Raw genomic sequence first — 16,810 nt, forward strand, 5'->3', positions numbered from 1 at the left:
TCTCCGATCGGGTCGGTCGAGTGCTCGCCGTGCCTCGTCCAGGCAGGCGGTTCACCTCCAAACTGTGTGCACTTTCGTCTATCGAAGTCAACCCTTGGTCGACCTATTGACTGGGGCTGAAACTGTATGCACTGTGGACCCAACAGCCGCCCAGCAAGGCACTGCAGCCAACTCTGCCAATAGTGGGACGGCCAATAATCGAGCTCGGGAGTTCGAATGTCCGTATGGAGCCTGGTGACCTGCCGCCCCGAGGACCAGGGAACCGCCTCGTTCGTCGCCATCGCTGACGCAGAGGGGCGTGTACGACGCCACCCGGTCCTGGCACGCTATACCGACGTCGGTGCGGCGCTGCGGGACTGGGCGGACCTGGAGCCGGTCCTGCGCGGCCGGCAGCCCACCGAGGGTGAGCCCCTCGAAGGGGTACGAGTGCTGGCGCCCGTACCCGCGCCCGGCAAGCTGGTCTTCGCCGGCGCCAACTACCACGATCACCTGCGGGAAATGGGCGTCGGGGACGTGCCGGACGGCATGGAGCCGTTCTTCTTCCTGTTGCCGCCGACCTCGATCATCGGCCCGGACGACGCGATCGCCGTCCCGGACGACGCGGGCGCCCGGGTCGACTGGGAGGCCGAACTCGGCGTGGTGATAGGCCGACGCGTTCACGACGTACCGGTGGAACTGGCGCTGGAGGCGGTCGCGGGCTACACGATCGTCAACGACATCTCCGCCCGCGGTCTGCACGCCCGGACCAACCCGCTGGCCCCGCCGTTCGCCTACGACTGGCTCGCGTCCAAGGGGCGCGACACCTTCAGTCCGATCGGTCCCGGCGTGACGCCGTCCTGGTTCGTGCCCGACCCGCAGACGCTGCCGGTCCGGCTGTGGCGCAACGGCGTGCTGGAGCAGGACGGAAACACCAAGGACATGATCTTCAACGTGGCGCAGCTCATCTCAGCCGCCAGCAAGCTGATGACCCTGGAGCCGGGCGACGTCCTCGCCACCGGCACCCCGGCCGGCGTCGGTGCCGCCAAGGGCCTCGCGCTCGAGGCCGGTGACCGGCTGCGCATCGAAATCGAACCGCTGGGCGCGCTGGCCAACGACGTGCGGCGAGCCGATCAGCCCGCTGCCCTCTCGACCGCCCGGGCGGCCCTGAACACCCTGGAGCAGGGATGACCTCCACCACGAGCGCGAGCCGCGCCACCAGCTCGGCCGAACTCGCGCCTCTGTTCACACCGTTGAATCTCGGCAGGCGCAGCGCCCGCAACCGGATCGTGCAGGCCCCGATGTCGGTCGGCTACGCCAACCCCGACGGCACGGTGACCGACCGGGAGATCGAGCACTACGCCCGGCGCGCCCAGGGCGGCGTCGGTGTCGTGATCACGGAGAACTTCGCGATCAGCGTCGCGGGGCGGCAGATGCCTCTGCAGACGCTGGTGAGCGACGAGGAGCAGCTGCCGGGGCTGCGCCGGCTGGCTTCCGAGATCCGCCGGCACGGCGCCCTGGCGATCGTCCAGATCGTGCACTCCGGCCGATACGCCGGTCCCTGGGAGGAGTACGAGAGCCGTCCCCGGCTCTCCCCCTCCGCGATTCCCTTCGAACTGACCCCGGGCCGCGTGGTCACTCCGCAGGAGATCACGCCAGAGGAGATCGAGGAGGCCATCGAGGACTTCGTCCGCGCCGCTCAGCTGGCGAAGCGCGCCGGCTTCGACGGTGTTGACGTGCATGTCGCGCAGGGCTTCCTGCTCTCAGGATTCCTCTCGCCCCGCACCAATCGGCGTACCGACGAGTGGGGCGGCGACTTCGAGGGACGCACCCGGCTGCCCCTGGAGGTGGTGCGGCGCATCGTCGCGGCCACCGGTCCTGACTTCGTGGTCGGCGTGCACCTGCTCAGCGACGAGCGCGTGGAGGACGGCTGGAGCCTCGACGACGCCGTCCGGCTCGCTCCGCTGCTGGAGGAGGCGGGAGCCGCGTTTCTGTTCGCCATCCCGGCCACGTTCGAGACCATGCGACTGCCGCACAACGCGGGCATGCTCAACAAGCCGGGCTATTCGCTCGACGACACGGCGGCGCTGCAGCGTGCGGTGAAGATCCCGGTGGTGGCCAACGGCGGCCTGGGCGATCCCCAGGAGGCGGTGCGGGTCCTGGAGTCGCACCAGGCACAGGCGGTGGGCCTGGCCCGGCCACTCTTCGTCGATCCCGACTGGCCGCGCAAGGTGGAAACCGGCGCGAAGGACACCCTCCGCACCTGCGCCTGCGACACGTCCCTCTGCCTGCGGACCCAACTGACCGGCTCCCTCTGCGAGTCGTGGCCCGACAGTGCCCGGTCGCACGGCTACCTCGGCTACGACGAAGGGAACGCCCCGTGATCACCCTGACCGACATCGCCTACGTGCGCTCGGGCGTCGAGGATCTCCAAGGCGCCGTCCGGTTCGCCAGTGAGATCGTCGGACTCGAAGTGGTCGACTCCGACGAGCCCGGAGTGGCACATCTGCGCGCCGACGCCCGGGGCCACTGCCTCACCTTCGTCCAGGGCCGCTCCGGAGTGATCTCCTCCGGCTTCACGGTCGCGGGCCCCGAGGCCCTGGCCGAGGCGGAGACCGAACTGGAGAAGCAGGGCCTGCTTGTGGAACGCGGCGACCGGGCGGGGGCTCGTTCGCGCGGTGTGTCGGAATACATCGCCTTCGACGACCCGTTCGGCAACCGTGTCGAACTGGCCGCGGCGCAGTTCCGTTCCGCCGATCCCGTACGGCTGACCCGGGGGGCGGGGATCACCGAGTTCGGGCACCTGTGCCTGGACGCCCCCGACGTGCACGAGGCGTACCGCTTCTGGTCCACGACCTTCAACGCCCGCGTGTCGGACTGGGTCGGCGACGGCGCCTGTCTGATGCGCATCGACCCGGTCCACCACAAACTCGCCGTGTTCCGCGGCGAGGAGGCGGCGCTCTGCCACATCAACTTCCAGGTCGACTCCCTGGACGACCTGATGCGCAACTGGCACTTCCTGGTCGACCAGGGCGTGGAGATCGTCATGGGTCCGGGGCGGCACCCCACCTCCGGCTCGGTGTTCCTCTACTTCCGGGGCCCCGAGAACCTCACCTATGAGTACGCCGTCGGCGGCCGGCTCATCGAGGACGACTCGGCGTGGACCCCACGCGTCTTCGACCTCGAGCAGCCCTCGTCCATCGACATGTGGCGCGGCCCGGTGGCGCCCACGACGCGGCAGCGTCAGCTGCCCCAGACGGTGCCCGCCGCAACGTCGTAGCCGGCCCGGTACCGCATACAGCCAACACGAGGCCGGCAGTGCCGCCGGCCGAAGGAGTATCGATGATCTTCGTGAGCCACGTGATCCCCGTCAACGAACCGGGGGAACCCCGGCTCGACCGCGCCGCCGTCTGGGAGGGTCTGGTCCTCAAGGCCAACAACGCCCTGCCGTTCGTGCCCGCGATGAGCGACTGCAAGGTCGTCGAGCGCTACGACGACGCCTGCTTCGACCGGGACATCCGCATCCGGGGCGATGCCTTCCGCGAGCGGATCACCCTCGAAGAGCCCCACCGGGTGGTGTTCACCCGTCTGTCCGGACCGATCCTCGGCACGATCGCCAACGAGATCGAGGGCGAGGGCGACGACATGCAGCTGCGTTTCAGCTTCGCCCTGGTCCTCGCCGGCACTCCGGGCCACTCCGGGGCCGAGGAGAAGTACGCCAAGACCATGACCGGCGACTACATCCAGGCCCTCACCGCCACCCGCGACGCCATGCGCCGCATCGCCGTCAGCGACGCCGCGTGACACGAGCACGTGACCTGACCGGTCGCACCTATTGCGGCCGCACCCCTCACTGAGCTCGGACCCCTTACTGAGTACGGACGAATTACTGAGTACGGACGAAAGGGACAAAGATGTCTGATATGTCCGACTGGATCGACTCCTTCTACGCCGATGTCGACGCCCAGCTGACCGAGCGCGTCCTCGACCGCTTCACCACGGACGGGGAGTTGGTCTTCGGCAACAACCCGCCCGCCATAGGCCGCGACGCGATACGTGAAGTGCTGGAGAACCTGCGCGCGGCGCTCTCCGGCATGCGGCACGAGTGGTGCAACCGCTGGACGGTCGACCAGAAAACCCTGGTCCTCGAGGCCCGCGTGCACTACACGACGCGCGGCGGCACCGAGGTGGTCCTCCCCTGTGCCACGGTCGTCGACCGCGACTCCTCGGGTCTGATCACCTCACTGCGGATCCACATCGACGCCGCTCCGCTGTTCGCGGCCCTGGACGCCGAGTCCGTGACCGCACAGCCGGAATCCGTGGCCTCCCACGAGGTGTCGGGATGACCGGTGGATTCGCCGGGCGCACGGCCGTAGTCACCGGCGGTGCCGGTGGCATCGGCGCGGCCTTCGTGCGACGGCTGGCCACCGACGGCGCGGCGGTCGCAATACTGGACCTCGCCGACGCGACCGAGGTGGTGGACGAGGTCGAAGAGGCCGGGGGCAAGGCGATCTCCGTGATCTGCGACCTCACCGATCCGGATTCCGTCCGGGCGGCGCAGCGCAAGGTGAGGACCCGTGTGGGACCGGCCCACATCCTGGTCAACAACGCCGGCGTCTATCCCCACCAGCCGTTCGACACCCTCACCTTCGACGACTGGCGGAAGGTGTTCTCGCTCAACATCGACGCGTTGTTCCACACCTGTCAGGCGTTCCTGCCGGACATGCGCGCCGACGGCTGGGGACGCATCGTCAACATCACCTCGAACTCGGTCGGCCTCGTCTTCCCCGGGGTCACCCACTACGTCGCCAGCAAGATGGCGGTCATCGGGTTCACCCGCGCGCTGGCCACAGAGGTGGCCGGTGACGGGGTCACCGTGAACGCTCTGGCCCCCAGCCTGGTACGTACGCCGACGACGGAGTCCGGACCGGAGGAGGCCTTCGAGGCGATGGCCCAGATGCAGGCCATCAAGCGAAGTCAGGTTCCCGAGGACCTCGCGGGGGCGCTCGCCTTCCTCGTCTCCGATGACGCGGCCTTCGTCACGGCCCAGACCCTCACGGCCGACGGTGGACTGGTGCGGTCATGACCATCCGCTCGACGACCCGAGCACAGGCGCGCAGCGCGACCGAAGCGGCCGAAGTGGTCGCGGCGGCACGCACTCTCGCGGCGCTCGGCCTGGTGGCAGCATTCGGGCACGTGTCGGCCCGCCGCGGCGACCGGATGCTGATCACACCCGCGATCGACCTCGGCCAGGCAACCGAGGAAACGCTCCTCGAGATCCCTCTGGACTCGACGGCGCTGCCGGCGAACGCACCGGGCGAGGCATGGATCCACCTGGCGGTCTACCAGGCACGACCGGACGTACACGCCGTCGCCCGCGCCATACCGGAGTCCGCCTTCGCGGCCGGCGCGGTCATCTCGCGCAGCATCCCGCCCCTGCACGGACAGGGCGCCATGCTCGGCGAGGCGGTGCCCGTCCACGACGACGCGCGCCTGATGCGCTCGGCCGAGATCGCCGAAGGGGCCGCCCGCACACTCGGCGCCGCCGACGCGCTCGTCCTGCGGGGCAACGGTGCCGTCACCATCGGTGCCGGCCCCGGCCATGCCGTCGCCCGCATGTGGCTCCTCGACACCGCCTGCCGGCTGCACCTCGCGGCACGGCAGGCCGGGGCGGTCCACACCCTCACCTCCGAGGAGATCACGGCCTGGCGGGCAGCCGCCCCGCCCCTGCTCGACCGGCTATGGGCACACCTGCGAAGAACCGACGACCCCTGAGCCCTGCCCGCCGCCACCGTTCACCGACGAGTGACGTAACCGTCCGCCCCGTATCCCTGGGGAGGACCGACCGACGAAGGAAAGCACCATGCGCGTCAGCGGCCTGCTGCACTACGGCCTCCAACTGCCCGACCTGGCCCAGGGCAAGGACTTCTACACCGACTTCGGCCTGAGCGTCGACGAACGCGGCGACCAGCTGGTCGTGCGCTGCGACGGCCGGGACCAGGACCAGACACTGCTCGTCGAGGGACACGACAAGCGGCTGCACCACGTCGCGTTCGCGGCGCCCGACGGCTCGCTGCCCGAGCTGCAGCGTCACCTCGAATCGCTCGGCATCGCCCTGCAGGACGCGCCGGCAGGCGGCCTCGAGGGCGGCCTGTGGTTCCGCGACCCGGACGGCAACGCGGTCAACGTGCGCGAGCGGGAACTGGCCGCGCCGCGCCCCACGGAACCGGTCAAGCAGAACGTGGCCGGTGACTACCAGCGGGTGGACGACGCACGCTGGCTGAGCGCGAACACCGCGCCGCGCCCACGTCGGCTGGGACACATGCTGATCTTCTCCTCGGACGTGAACCGCTCGCAGGACTTCTACGAGCGCACCCTGGGCCTGAGGCTGTCCGACCGGATCACCGGCAAGGCCGTGTTCATGAACTCCGGGCCCGGCGACCACCACGTGTTCGGGTTCATCCAGAGCAGTCACCCTGGTCTGCACCACTCCAGCTGGGAGGTCGACAACCTCGACCAACTGGCGATGGGCGCCCAGGTCATGGCCGACAAGGGACACTCCGTCGGCTGGGGTCTCGGCAGGCACAGCCTGGGCTCGAACCTGTTCCACTACCTGCGGGACCCGTGGGGCAGCTGGATCGAGTACTTCTCCGACATCGACCAGATCAGCGAGAACTGGAAGGGCCAGGACTGGGACGTCCCGCCCGCGGTGTGGTGCCCGATGATGCCGGACGAGTTCCTGCAGAACTTCGAGCCGAGGCCAAAGTGACGCGTACCCGCCGGCGGGGGCCGGCTGCCCGCGCGATCTGAGGCCGGCCCCCTACGACAGCCGGGAACGTGCTACGTGCGCGTTCCGGCCGTCTCACACTCCTGGCGCTCGAGGACCGGCGCCAGGTCCCTCTCTCCGACACACGCACCTGCGCGATCGGCCTCACTAGGCCCTCGCACGTATCCCCCTGGCGAAAAGAGGACGACATGACAACATCCGAGCAGTTCGCCGGACGCGTCGCGATGGTCACAGGCGCCGGATCCGGAATCGGCAGGGCCTCGGCCCTGGCGTTCGCGGCCCGCGGGGTGGCGGTGGGCGTGTGCGACGTCAACGCCGAGGGCGGCAAGGAGACCGTGTCCCTCATCGAGAGCGTCGGCGGAAAGGCCCTCTTCCTGCACACCGACGTGGCGTCCGGCGACGCGGTCCGGGAGGCCGTGGACACGATCGTGGCGTCGTACGGCGGGCTGCACTTCGCCCACAACAACGCCGGTACGTTCGCCATGGCGCTTACGGGTGAGCTGTCGGAGGCGGACTTCACCCGGGTGCTGAACGTCAACCTGCTCGGCGTGTTCCTGTGCATGCGCCACCAGATCCCCCGGATGCTCGAGGCCGGCGGCGGCGCCATCGTCAACACGGCCTCGATCTGGGCCCACACCGGAATGCCGACCCAGGCGGCGTACGTGGCCAGCAAGCACGGCGTCGCGGGCCTGACCAAGACCGCGGCCATCGAGTACGCCGCCCAGGGCGTCCGCGTCAACGCGGTGTCCCCCGGCTACATCGAGACGCCGATGACGGCGGCCAATCCGCCCGACGCCGTGGCCGCCATCCTGTCCCGGCAACCCATCGGCCGAGCCGGGCAGCCGGAGGAGGTCGCGGCCGCGGCGGCCTGGCTGTGCAGCGACGAGGCGTCGCTGATCACCGGAGCGGTCCTCAACGTGGACGGCGGTTATCTGGCCCACTGACCGGTCCCCCATCCACGACGGACCACCACAACCACCTTTCAGGGAGGCAGATCGCATGGCGGACTCTGCGAACGTCACCACGATCAAACGCTTTTACGACATAGCCGACGGCAGAATCACGGGCGACCCCACCGGGTTGTTCACCGAGGACGTCAAGATCTACACCCCCAAGTTCGGTGTCGCAGCCGGGCTCGACGCGATGGTCGCGGCAGGCAAGGGCCGCGCGATGTTCCGTCACATGAAGCACCACCTCGACGAGTTCCAGATCGTCGAACAGGGCGACCGAGTCGTCGTCGAAGGCACCACGGAGGGCGAGACCGCCACGGGCCGGACCTGGGACGGACGCAAGGACATCCCTGGGCACTTCTGCGCCGTCTTCGACTTCCGTGACGGGCGAATCTGCAGGATGCACGTCTACTTCGATCCCGACCTCGGCCACGAGGACGCGGACCGCTATCCGTGGTGGCAACAGCAGGCCACCCCGACGGCGAACGCCTGACTACGCCGACCAGCGACCCTCTCAAGTACCCGCCGCACAGGGCGACTTCGCGCGCCCTGCGGCGCATCGCATCGCATCACGAGACGAAAGACGGGACACCATGCCTGAGAACGTGGATGGGACCATAAGGCACACCCTCGATATGAACGAGGTGGAGTTCCAGCGGCGCTTCGACGCACCCCTGGAGCAGCTGTGGCGCTTCGTCTCCGAGCCGCAGCTGCTCGCGAAGTGGCTGGGCGGTCCGGTCGACAAGCTGGAGCCGTCCGTGGGCGGTGAGGTCGTCATCCAGATCGCGCCGAAGATGGGCGCGACGGTCTACGGCAAGGTCCTCGAGTACGTACCGCAGCAGGTCCTGGCACTGACCTGGGAGGTCCCCGCCTGGGGCCACACGCCCGACCTCATGGGCACCACCATGAGGTGGGCTGTCGAGGCCGACGGCGACGGCTCGAAGCTCACCCTGACCCACGCCCTGCCCCACTCCGTCTTCCGCGAGCACCTCCTGAGCGCCGCCTGGCACCTGCACATGGACCAGCTGCGCCAGCTGCTCGCGGGCCACGACGAGCACTACACCATCCAACAGGACGAGATCTACGCCCTTGTCCTGGCTTACCTCGAGAAGGACCAGGCCGAGAAGCGGGCGTACTACGAGCACCTGCTCGGCATCCAGAAGTCCGAGGCCTGACCTGACCGCACGGGGGCGCTCCCGCCGCACCGGAAGCGCCCCCCTCAGCCCCACCCCCACACGACAAGGTCGATCGAGAGTGCCCTTCCCAGCAACGCCCGCCACATCACCGTACGAAGGAGAGCCGACATGGCATCCGACACCACCGAGACAGAGAGAACCAAGAAGGTAGCGGTCGTCACAGGCGGCGCCGCGGGTATCGGCCAGGGCTACGCCCTCCGGCTCGCGCGCGACGGCCACAACGTCGCCGTGGCCGACCTCGGCCCCGCCGACGAGACCGAGAACCTGATCCGCGAGGCAGGCGTCGAGGCGTTCTCCGCCCGATGCGACGTGTCGGACGCCGACAGCGTCACCCGTTTCGCCGCGGCCGTCACCGACCGCTTCGGTGACGTCGACATCCTCGTCCACAACGCCGGTATCTACCCCATCGTCCCCTTCGAGGACACCGACTGGGCGACCTGGCGCCGCATCATGGACGTCAACCTCGACTCGCTCTTCCACCTGACCAAGGCGTTCCTGCCCGGCATGAAGCAGCACGGCTGGGGACGCATCGTGGTCATGGCCTCGGCCACGTTCCACTCAGGGCCGCCCGGCATGGTCGCCTACACGGCGAGCAAGGGCGGAGTGATCGGCTTCGTCCGCACGCTCGCCGCCGAGGTCGGCGAGCACGGGGTCACTGTCAACGCGATCGCGCCGGGCCTGGTCCGCACACCGGGCACCCTCTCCGGGCCGCAACAGGAACTGGGCATCTTCGACGCGATCCTCACCACCCAGGCGATCAAGCGCACCGGTGTCCCGGAGGACCTGATGGGCACGGTGTCGTTCCTGACCTCCGACGAGGCCGCCTTTATGACCGGCCAGACGCTGGTCGTGGACGGGGGATTCGCCCGGGGCTGAGCCCCGATCCACTCGGGGTGAGCCCGAGTGATCCGACCAAGACCGCACATCGCACGGCCACGGGGACGGCAAGCGCACGGCCAAGGGACGACAACACTTCAGGGAGAGATCGTGACCGAGACCCCACTGCACACCGCTCAGAACACCGGCGAGACACCCACTTGGGTGACCGAGTTGTACGCGTGCTTCGACAGTCTGGACATGGAGGCGATACTCGCCCGATTCAGCGAGGACGCCCGCATCCGGTTCGGCAACGCGGAGCCGACTGTGGGCCTGGACGAGTATCGAGCCACGTTCGACGGGTTCCTCGGGACGATACGAGGCACGACGCACCGCTTCACCCAGGTGTGGGAGTGCGGCGAGTCAGCGGTACTGGTCGCCGAAGTCGAGTACACCTGCCACAACGGCAAGGTGATGTGCCTGCCGGCGGCGACGGTCCTGCATCGCCGGTCGGACGGGCTGATCGACGCCATGCAGGTCTTCGCCGACGTCACCCCGCTCTTCACACCCTGAACACTGTGCGGTGAAGGACGGTCAGCCCATCGGTGGCTGCGGATGCCTGGTATGTGCCTCCGACCGGGCGGCCGGCCGGAGGCACACGGGGATCCTGCGACTGGTTGTCAGTCGAGGGTGGGGTAGTCGGTGTGGTCGCCGCTCATCCTTGCTCATGAAAGAGGCGGGCCGCGTGCGGCGACCCCTTGCCGACAGAGCTCGGTGCTGCCGCGCCCGAGCCATTTACTGTTCGAACAAGTACATCCCATGGACCCATCCCACCCCACACGTGATCCAGGTCATCCAGGTCATAAGAAGAGGAGGACCCCGACTTACGGCAGGGCAGGACGCGGTGGAGCAGCAGGCCACATCCCACTCCGCGCTGTACCCTTTACCTGTTCAGTCAACTGCACAGGCCACCCGAGGAACCCATGAGCCAGCCGGAGAACCCAGACGCCCGTCGGCCGACCACAGCCGACACCACGGGACCGGCGAATGTGCGTATGCCTGACTCCGTCGAGGCCGGCGCCATGAATCACGCGATCTTCCGCGTGGCCCGCCTCCACCGCATGCTGGCCGGCCAACTGCTTCGCCGCGTCGGGCTTCACCCCAGCCAGGAACTGGTCATGATGCAGCTGTGGGATCGCGGACCCCAGCGGCAGACCGACCTCGTGCGCTTTCTCGGCTCCGACGCCGCCACTATGACTCGCACCATCCGGCGCCTGGAGAACGCGGGCTTCGTCCGTCGCCGCCCCTCCACCACCGACAAGCGGGTCACCATCGTCGAACCCACCGCGGCCAGCAACGCCCTGCGCAACGAGGTGGAACAGGTGTGGATGGACCTCGAAACCAGCGTCACCGAAGGCATGACACCGGCCCAGCAGGCCGAGGCAATCGAAGTCCTCGACCTGATCGAGAAGAGTCTCGCCCGCGCCACGTCGCAGGACATCTGAACGACCGGATGGTCTCCCGAGGCCGGGCAGCGGCTCAGCCCCGCAGCAGGACAGGCAGGACGGACACATCCATGTAGGTGTCCGACACGGCTCCCGCCGCCCAGTAACCGATGCCGTGCGCAGGTGGCCCGTGTCGAAGGACCTCCCATTCCCTGAGGCGGGCCTTCGGTACGGGCATGGGATCACCACGCACGCTCGCCGGTTCATGTCTCCCAGGGCGACGGGCCGGCGTTGACCAGACTCATCGCGTTGGGCACGGCCGCCGGCACATAGTCGGGGGCGTGATCCCGCAGCACCCGCAATGCCGTCCGCTCCAGGTGGTGGGCCAGGCACGACACCGCGGCCTCGCGGTCGCCCGCGACGACCGCGTCCAGAATCGCGGGGTGCTCGACATTGCCGGGTTCGGACCAGCTCTTCGGGTCGAAGAGCTGGGTGATGCGGATGTAACGAACGCTGCGGTCGGAGAGCGCCCGCAGTTGACGCTGGAGGGCCGCACCCGCGCCGGCGGTGAGGAGGCGGTGGTACTCGCCGTGCGCCGTGAACCAGCCCTCGATGTCCTTCGCCCGAGCGGCCCGGCGCATCGCCGTCACCTGGGCCTTGGCCTCGCGTCTCGCCCGGGCGCCGAAGCCGTCCAGCGTCATGGTCATCGCCAGGGTCTCCAGCATGATGCGCATCGCGTAGTCGGCGTCCAGCTCGGCCGGATCGATACCCGTGACCCGCATCCGCTGGTTGGGTTCGGCCTCGACGAAGCCCTCCTCCTGGAGCATGCGCAGCGCCTCGCGCACCGGCGTACGGCTCACTCCCAGCTGCCGGCCCAGTGCCACCTGCGACAGCACGGTGCCCGGCGCCAGCCGACCGTCGAGGATGCATTCGCGCAGGAGCGCGTGCAGCGGGGCGATCGACTGCCGGGCACCCGGCAGATCAAGCGGCTCGATGCCGTCGATGACGATGGTCGGCTGAGGCATGCCATCCATTATTGCGTATCTGCATACACATTTAGTTGCGGCCAGGTGAAACCCCGAGGGGAAGCCGCACCTGGAGGCGGGTGTCACCGACCCCCGGGTCGTCGTCCACGGTCAGAATGACGGTCCGCCCCGGACTATCCGGCTGTGCCATGCCTCTCCCCCGTTCGATCAGCTCGCTTCGCTCCGCCGCGTCTTCGCGGTCTACTCGGGCCGCAGGGCGCTCAGTTGCTCCGCGAAGGGCACGACGCTCGCGTCATCGACCGCTTGACCGCCACCGCCGGGGAGGTCGCGCAGGAGACCGGCCAGTTCGCTGCCGGCACGGGTGATCCGGCGGGGCAGCGTGTCGGTGAGGGAATCGCCGTTGCCGCCCCAGTCCTCCGATGCCGCGTACACGGCGGTGGGTACGACCACCGCGCGCAGGTAGGCGAAGAGGGGGCGCAGCGCGTGCTCCAGGGCGAGGGAGTGGCGTGCGGTCCCGCCGGTGGCGGCCGCCAGTACGGGCTTGCCGGTGAGGGCGTCGTTGTCGATGACGTCGAAGAACGACTTGAACAGGCCGCTGTAGGAGGCCGTGAACACCGGCGTGACGGCGATCAGGCCGTCGGCCGAGGTAACCGATTCGATGGCTTCGGACAGCTCGGGCGAGGGGAAGCCGGAGGCGAAGTTCTTGGCGATGTCGACGCCCAGGTCGCGCAGTTCGATGATCTCGACCTCGACCTCGCGCTCCGCGGCGGCCAGTTCCGAACGGACCGTCTCGGCGAGCCGGTCGGCGAGCAGCCTGGTGGAGGAGGGAACACTCAGGCCGGCCGAGACGACGGCCAGGCGCAGGGGCTTTCGGGTGCTCACTTGGCCGCCTCCTCGGAGCTCTCAGAGGCGAGGGAGACCAGGGTGTCGCGATCGGCGAGCAGGGAGGCGTGGGTGGGCGCCTGCGGAACGGTGCCGGGCCGCCGGGTGGCCGTCTCCTTGCGCAGAACGGGGATGACCTCTTCGCCGAGCAGGTCGAGCGTGTCCAGGACCGACTTCTGCGGCATGCCGCCGGTGTCGATGGCGAAGAGCTGGCGCTGGTAGTCGCCGTAGTGCTCGCGGAAGGTCAGCGCCTTGTCGATGACCTGCTGCGGGCTGCCCACGATGAGCGGCGTCTGCTCCATGTACTCCTCCATCGTCGGACCGTGCCCGGACATCGGGGAGTTGTCGAAGTACGGACGGAACTCGCGCACGGCATCCTGGGAGTTCCGGCGGAGGAAGACGAGCCCGCCGGCGCCGACGATGGCCTGTTCCGCGGCGCCGTGACCGTAGTGGGCATAGCGCTCGCGGTAGATGCCGATCAGGCGGCGGAAGTGGTCCTTGGGCATGAAGAGGTTGTTGACGAAGAAACCGTCGCCGTAGAAGGCGGCCTGCTCGGCGATCTCCGGGCTGCGCACGGAACCGTGCCAGACGAACGGCGGTATGCCGTCCAGCGGCCTCGGAACCGAGGTGAAGGACTGGAGCGGGGTGCGGAAGCGACCCTTCCAGTCAACGTACTCCTCACGCCACAACTGGTGCAGCAGCGCATAGTTCTCGATGGCGAGCGGGATGCCGTGGCGGACGTCCTTGCCGAACCAGGGGTAGACGGGCCCGGTGTTGCCGCGGCCCAGCATCAGGTCGACGCGGCCGTCGGCGAGGTGCTGGAGCACCGCGTAGTCCTCGGCGACCTTCACCGGGTCGTTGGTGGTGATCAGCGTCGTCGACGTGGACAGAATGATCCGGCTGGTCTTCGCGGCGATGTGGGACAGCAGGGTCGTCGGCGAGGAGGAGACGAACGGCGGGTTGTGGTGCTCGCCCGTCGCGAAGACGTCGAGGCCGACCTCTTCGGCCTTGACCGCGATCGCGACCATCGCCTTCAGCCGCTCCTGCTCGGTCGACGGCCTTCGGGTGGTGGGGTTGGGGCTGACGTCACCTATGGAGAACGTACCGAACTGCACTGGGGGCTCCGGAAGTTGGGAGGGCGATGAGATTCTGGGGAGGGCGGCGGAACAAGGCCGCGAGGCGCATCGGTGAGGGGCGGGCCGACGGCCTGCCCCTCACTCCGCCCGGTCACTGCTGCGGCATGAGGCCCATGACGAACGGGATGATCTTGCCGCCGCGCTCACTGGTCCAGTTCTCGGCCAGTTCGGCCAGAAGCTGGACGGTGGAGGTGATGGTGGCGCCGGCGTTCTCCATGCGGCGGATGGCGATGTCGTCGGCCATTTTCGTCGGGGAGCCGCCCGCGTCGGCGACGACCTGGACCTCGTATCCCAACTGCAGGGCCGTCAGGGTGGGGTAGACGGTGCACACATCGTTGGTGACGCCCGCGATGATCAGCTTCTTGCGTCCGGTCTCCCGCACCGCGGTGGCGAAGTTCTCGTCGTCCATGGCATTGACGACACCGAGACGCTTGATGCGCGCCTCGAACTCCTTGGGGGCGATTTCCGCGAGCTCGGCCAGCAGCGGGCCCTGGGCGTACTCCTCCATGGAGGAGGTGAGCACCAGCGGGATGTCGACGGCCTTGGCGCTCCGGGCCAGTGCCAGGGCGTTGGCCTTCATCTGCTCGAAGGGGATGGACCGGACCCATCCCATGGTGCCCACCTGGTGGTCGATGAGCAGCATCGCCGTGTTGTCGGCGGTGAAGGGCTGTGCGGACATGAAGGGAACCTCTCTGAACGGGTGGATCAGCCGTGCCGACTGATCCACGGATTGGCCGGGCCGAATTAGTTGGCCGGCCAAGTGTTTCCCTCAGCGTACGCCACGCGGCATCTATTCCCGGAAGACGGAACACTGGTATTCCCGGGAGACGGAACACTGGAAAACAGACCCACCGGCGCCCACCGGCGGCCTGCCTCAGAGCGTCGCGAGAGCCCGCCGGACGGCCGGAACCACCTCGTGGGCGAACACGCTCAACTGACGTTCGTGGTCCCGTTCCGGCCAGTAGGCAAACCCGTTCATGCCGTGCTCGCGGTACACCTGCGTGATCTGCTCGACCCACTGCCCGACCGGGCCGTGGAAGTCTCCGCCGGAGGTCGGTTCGATGAGGCCGTTGAGGTTGTAGACCTTGCGGATCGAGCCGGGATCGCGACCCGCCCGCGCCGCGGCGTCGTCGATGCGGGCGACGGCATCACCCAGGCGGTCCAGCCCGAGAGAGAAGAGCGAGGGCATCCAACCGTCGGCCCTGGCGCCGGTCAGCTCCAGCATGCGGGGCCCGTAGGCGCCCAGCCAGATGCCCAGCGACGGCGACGGCGTGGGTCCCGGGTGGATGCCGGCCACGCGGTAGTACTCACCGCCCGCCCGCGCGGTCCGCTCGCCGCTCCACATGGCCCGGATCACGTCGATGGCGTCGACCAGCGCGTCGACGGACTCCTTCTTGCCCCGGCGCGGACCGCCCATGGCCGCGATCGGCTCCCAGAAGGCCCCCGCACCCAGGCCCAGTTGCAGACGTCCGCCCGACAGCAGGTCGAAGCTGGCCGCGGCCTTGGCCAGCATGGCGGGCGGTCGCAGGGGCAGGTTGGCCACCGTGGGGACGAAGGTCACCCGTTCGGTGCGGGCCGCGAGGAACGCCATCAGGGTCCACGTGTCGTGGAACGCCTGCTGATAGGGGTGGTCTTGGACGGTGACGAGGTCCAGGCCGTCACGGTCCGCCTGCAGGGCGTACCGCAGCGGTTGATCACCCTCCCCCCACACCGGATCAACGTTCGCACCAAAGAGCACGGGCAGGGTCATGGGTTTCACTCCGCAGGCCAGGGCTTGCCGCCACACACCATTCTATTGGCCGACCAATTTAGTATAGGTGAGATGATTCCACGACGAGCGACTCGCTCGCCACGCAAGGAGGAGCTGCAACCATGCCGCCAGCGTCCGAATCGGTCCAGGGCAAAGACGACGCGGTACCGACCGTCGCCGACGCTCCGATGAGCGAGGCCATCTTCCGCGCCGCCCGTGTGCATCGGATCATGGCCGGCAATCTGCTGCGCGAGACCGGCCTGTACCCCGGGCAGGAACTGCTGATGATGCAGCTCTGGGAACAGGGCGAACAGCGTCAGGCCGATCTGATCAAGACGCTGGGCCTCGATCCGTCCACCGTCACCAAGATGCTGCAGCGCCTGGAGCAGTCCGGGTTCGTCACCCGGAGCCCCTCCCCCCACGATCGCCGAGCGGTCGTCGTGAACACCACTCGCGCGGGCCAGGCACTGCGCGACCGGGTTCTGCAGGCCTGGCGCGAGCTGGAATCGATCACCGCCGCGGGGTTCTCGCACGAGGAGTACGTGCAGGCGATGCGCGTCCTGACGCGGATCGAGGCGAACCTCACCGGCACATCCGCCGACAACGGCGACCCCTCGGTCGTCTGCTGATCGCCGACGCGGGCGGACACGGCTGTCCGCGATCTCATTCGTCCGGGTAGCGGACCCCGATGCTCTCGCGTACGGCGTCCAGCGTCGCCATGACCGCCAGCCGGTGCGCCCAGGCGGAGATGGCGTCGGGGACACCGAGCAGCAGGTGCGCGAAGGAGACGGGGTAGACACCGAGGTCGAGCAGGGCTCCGCCGCCCCGCAGCGGGTCGTGCAGCCGGTGCCGGCGTCGAAGGGCAGGCAGATGCTGAAGTCGGCTC

21 protein-coding genes and 1 pseudogene are annotated in these 16,810 nt (G+C 68.7%); 15 read left to right on the forward strand and 7 right to left on the reverse strand.

What is annotated here, in order from left to right:
* Positions 1-216 precede the first annotated feature (216 nt).
* The 14 genes from IEY95_RS11070 to IEY95_RS11135 all read left to right on the forward strand — a co-directional run bounded on the left by IEY95_RS11070 (position 217) and on the right by IEY95_RS11135 (position 11,230).
* Positions 217-1,167 (forward strand): fumarylacetoacetate hydrolase family protein, encoded by a 951-nt coding sequence (locus IEY95_RS11070; RefSeq protein ID WP_189185762.1) that lies wholly within the window; start codon positions 217-219, stop codon positions 1,165-1,167.
* The gene (locus IEY95_RS11075) at positions 1,164-2,360 is read left to right on the forward strand and encodes an oxidoreductase (RefSeq protein WP_189185763.1); all 1,197 of its coding nucleotides are present in this window, start codon (positions 1,164-1,166) and stop codon (positions 2,358-2,360) included. The genes IEY95_RS11070 and IEY95_RS11075 overlap by 4 nt, the downstream gene beginning before the upstream one ends.
* Positions 2,357-3,256, forward strand: coding sequence for a VOC family protein (locus tag IEY95_RS11080; RefSeq protein ID WP_189185764.1), 900 nt, complete (start codon positions 2,357-2,359; stop codon positions 3,254-3,256). Before IEY95_RS11075 ends, IEY95_RS11080 begins: the two co-directional genes overlap by 4 nt.
* A 62-nt stretch (positions 3,257-3,318) precedes the next feature.
* The gene (locus tag IEY95_RS11085) at positions 3,319-3,780 is read left to right on the forward strand and encodes an SRPBCC family protein (RefSeq protein WP_189185765.1); all 462 of its coding nucleotides are present in this window, start codon (positions 3,319-3,321) and stop codon (positions 3,778-3,780) included.
* A 110-nt stretch (positions 3,781-3,890) separates the two neighbouring features.
* Positions 3,891-4,322, forward strand: a complete 432-nt coding sequence (locus IEY95_RS11090) for a nuclear transport factor 2 family protein (protein WP_189185766.1) — start codon at positions 3,891-3,893, stop codon at positions 4,320-4,322.
* The gene (locus tag IEY95_RS11095; protein ID WP_189185767.1) at positions 4,319-5,062 is read left to right on the forward strand and encodes an SDR family NAD(P)-dependent oxidoreductase; all 744 of its coding nucleotides are present in this window, start codon (positions 4,319-4,321) and stop codon (positions 5,060-5,062) included. Before IEY95_RS11090 ends, IEY95_RS11095 begins: the two co-directional genes overlap by 4 nt.
* Positions 5,059-5,751, forward strand: a complete 693-nt coding sequence (locus tag IEY95_RS11100) for a class II aldolase/adducin family protein (RefSeq protein ID WP_189185768.1) — start codon at positions 5,059-5,061, stop codon at positions 5,749-5,751. The genes IEY95_RS11095 and IEY95_RS11100 overlap by 4 nt, the downstream gene beginning before the upstream one ends.
* Positions 5,752-5,839: 88 nt before the next feature.
* Entirely contained in the window at positions 5,840-6,745 is a 906-nt protein-coding gene (locus tag IEY95_RS11105) for a VOC family protein (RefSeq protein WP_189185769.1), read from the forward strand.
* Positions 6,746-6,951: 206 nt separating this feature from the next.
* Positions 6,952-7,707 (forward strand): SDR family NAD(P)-dependent oxidoreductase, encoded by a 756-nt coding sequence (locus IEY95_RS11110; RefSeq protein ID WP_189185770.1) that lies wholly within the window; start codon positions 6,952-6,954, stop codon positions 7,705-7,707.
* 55 nt (positions 7,708-7,762) lie between these two features.
* Positions 7,763-8,206 (forward strand): nuclear transport factor 2 family protein, encoded by a 444-nt coding sequence (locus IEY95_RS11115; RefSeq protein ID WP_189185771.1) that lies wholly within the window; start codon positions 7,763-7,765, stop codon positions 8,204-8,206.
* Positions 8,207-8,306: 100 nt separating this feature from the next.
* A complete protein-coding gene (locus IEY95_RS11120) occupies positions 8,307-8,888 on the forward strand; it encodes an SRPBCC domain-containing protein (RefSeq protein WP_189185772.1) in 582 nt (193 codons plus the stop codon).
* Positions 8,889-9,017: 129 nt separating this feature from the next.
* A complete protein-coding gene (locus tag IEY95_RS11125; protein WP_189185773.1) occupies positions 9,018-9,785 on the forward strand; it encodes an SDR family NAD(P)-dependent oxidoreductase in 768 nt (255 codons plus the stop codon).
* Positions 9,786-9,896: 111 nt separating this feature from the next.
* Complete coding sequence (locus IEY95_RS11130; RefSeq protein ID WP_189185774.1) at positions 9,897-10,298, forward strand: nuclear transport factor 2 family protein; 402 nt, start codon at positions 9,897-9,899, stop codon at positions 10,296-10,298.
* Positions 10,299-10,780: 482 nt separating this feature from the next.
* Positions 10,781-11,230 (forward strand): MarR family winged helix-turn-helix transcriptional regulator, encoded by a 450-nt coding sequence (locus IEY95_RS11135; RefSeq protein WP_229702842.1) that lies wholly within the window; start codon positions 10,781-10,783, stop codon positions 11,228-11,230.
* Positions 11,231-11,264: 34 nt separating this feature from the next.
* Here IEY95_RS11135 and IEY95_RS11140 read toward each other — a convergent pair whose 3' ends face one another.
* The 6 genes from IEY95_RS11140 to IEY95_RS11165 all read right to left on the reverse strand — a co-directional run bounded on the left by IEY95_RS11140 (position 11,265) and on the right by IEY95_RS11165 (position 15,924).
* Positions 11,265-11,408 carry a hypothetical protein gene (locus IEY95_RS11140; protein WP_189185776.1) on the reverse strand — a complete coding sequence of 48 codons (144 nt, stop codon included), beginning with the start codon at positions 11,406-11,408 and terminating at the stop codon, positions 11,265-11,267.
* A 25-nt stretch (positions 11,409-11,433) separates the two neighbouring features.
* Positions 11,434-12,195: a GntR family transcriptional regulator gene (locus IEY95_RS11145; protein WP_189185777.1), complete on the reverse strand. Its 762-nt coding sequence runs from the start codon at positions 12,193-12,195 to the stop codon at positions 11,434-11,436.
* A gap of 201 nt (positions 12,196-12,396) precedes the next feature.
* Complete coding sequence (locus tag IEY95_RS11150) at positions 12,397-13,038, reverse strand: FMN reductase (protein WP_189185778.1); 642 nt, start codon at positions 13,036-13,038, stop codon at positions 12,397-12,399.
* Positions 13,035-14,153: a CE1758 family FMN-dependent luciferase-like monooxygenase gene (locus tag IEY95_RS11155; protein ID WP_189185779.1), complete on the reverse strand. Its 1,119-nt coding sequence runs from the start codon at positions 14,151-14,153 to the stop codon at positions 13,035-13,037. Before IEY95_RS11155 ends, IEY95_RS11150 begins: the two co-directional genes overlap by 4 nt.
* 112 nt (positions 14,154-14,265) lie before the next feature.
* Entirely contained in the window at positions 14,266-14,853 is a 588-nt protein-coding gene (locus IEY95_RS11160; protein ID WP_189185780.1) for an isochorismatase family protein, read from the reverse strand.
* A 195-nt stretch (positions 14,854-15,048) separates the two neighbouring features.
* Positions 15,049-15,924 carry an LLM class flavin-dependent oxidoreductase gene (locus IEY95_RS11165; RefSeq protein ID WP_189185781.1) on the reverse strand — a complete coding sequence of 292 codons (876 nt, stop codon included), beginning with the start codon at positions 15,922-15,924 and terminating at the stop codon, positions 15,049-15,051.
* A gap of 122 nt (positions 15,925-16,046) precedes the next feature.
* Here IEY95_RS11165 and IEY95_RS11170 point away from each other — a divergent pair, with 122 nt between their 5' ends.
* Positions 16,047-16,553 (forward strand): MarR family winged helix-turn-helix transcriptional regulator, encoded by a 507-nt coding sequence (locus tag IEY95_RS11170; protein ID WP_189185782.1) that lies wholly within the window; start codon positions 16,047-16,049, stop codon positions 16,551-16,553.
* Between the two features lie 106 nt (positions 16,554-16,659).
* Here the strand turns inward: IEY95_RS11170 and IEY95_RS48870 are convergent.
* Positions 16,660-16,773 (reverse strand): annotated as a pseudogene (locus IEY95_RS48870) (Gfo/Idh/MocA family protein); the annotation flags it as partial.
* Positions 16,774-16,810: the final 37 nt, after the last annotated feature.

The sequence above is a fragment of the Streptomyces albiflavescens genome, from assembly GCF_014645835.1.
Lineage (GTDB): Bacteria > Actinomycetota > Actinomycetes > Streptomycetales > Streptomycetaceae > Streptomyces > Streptomyces albiflavescens.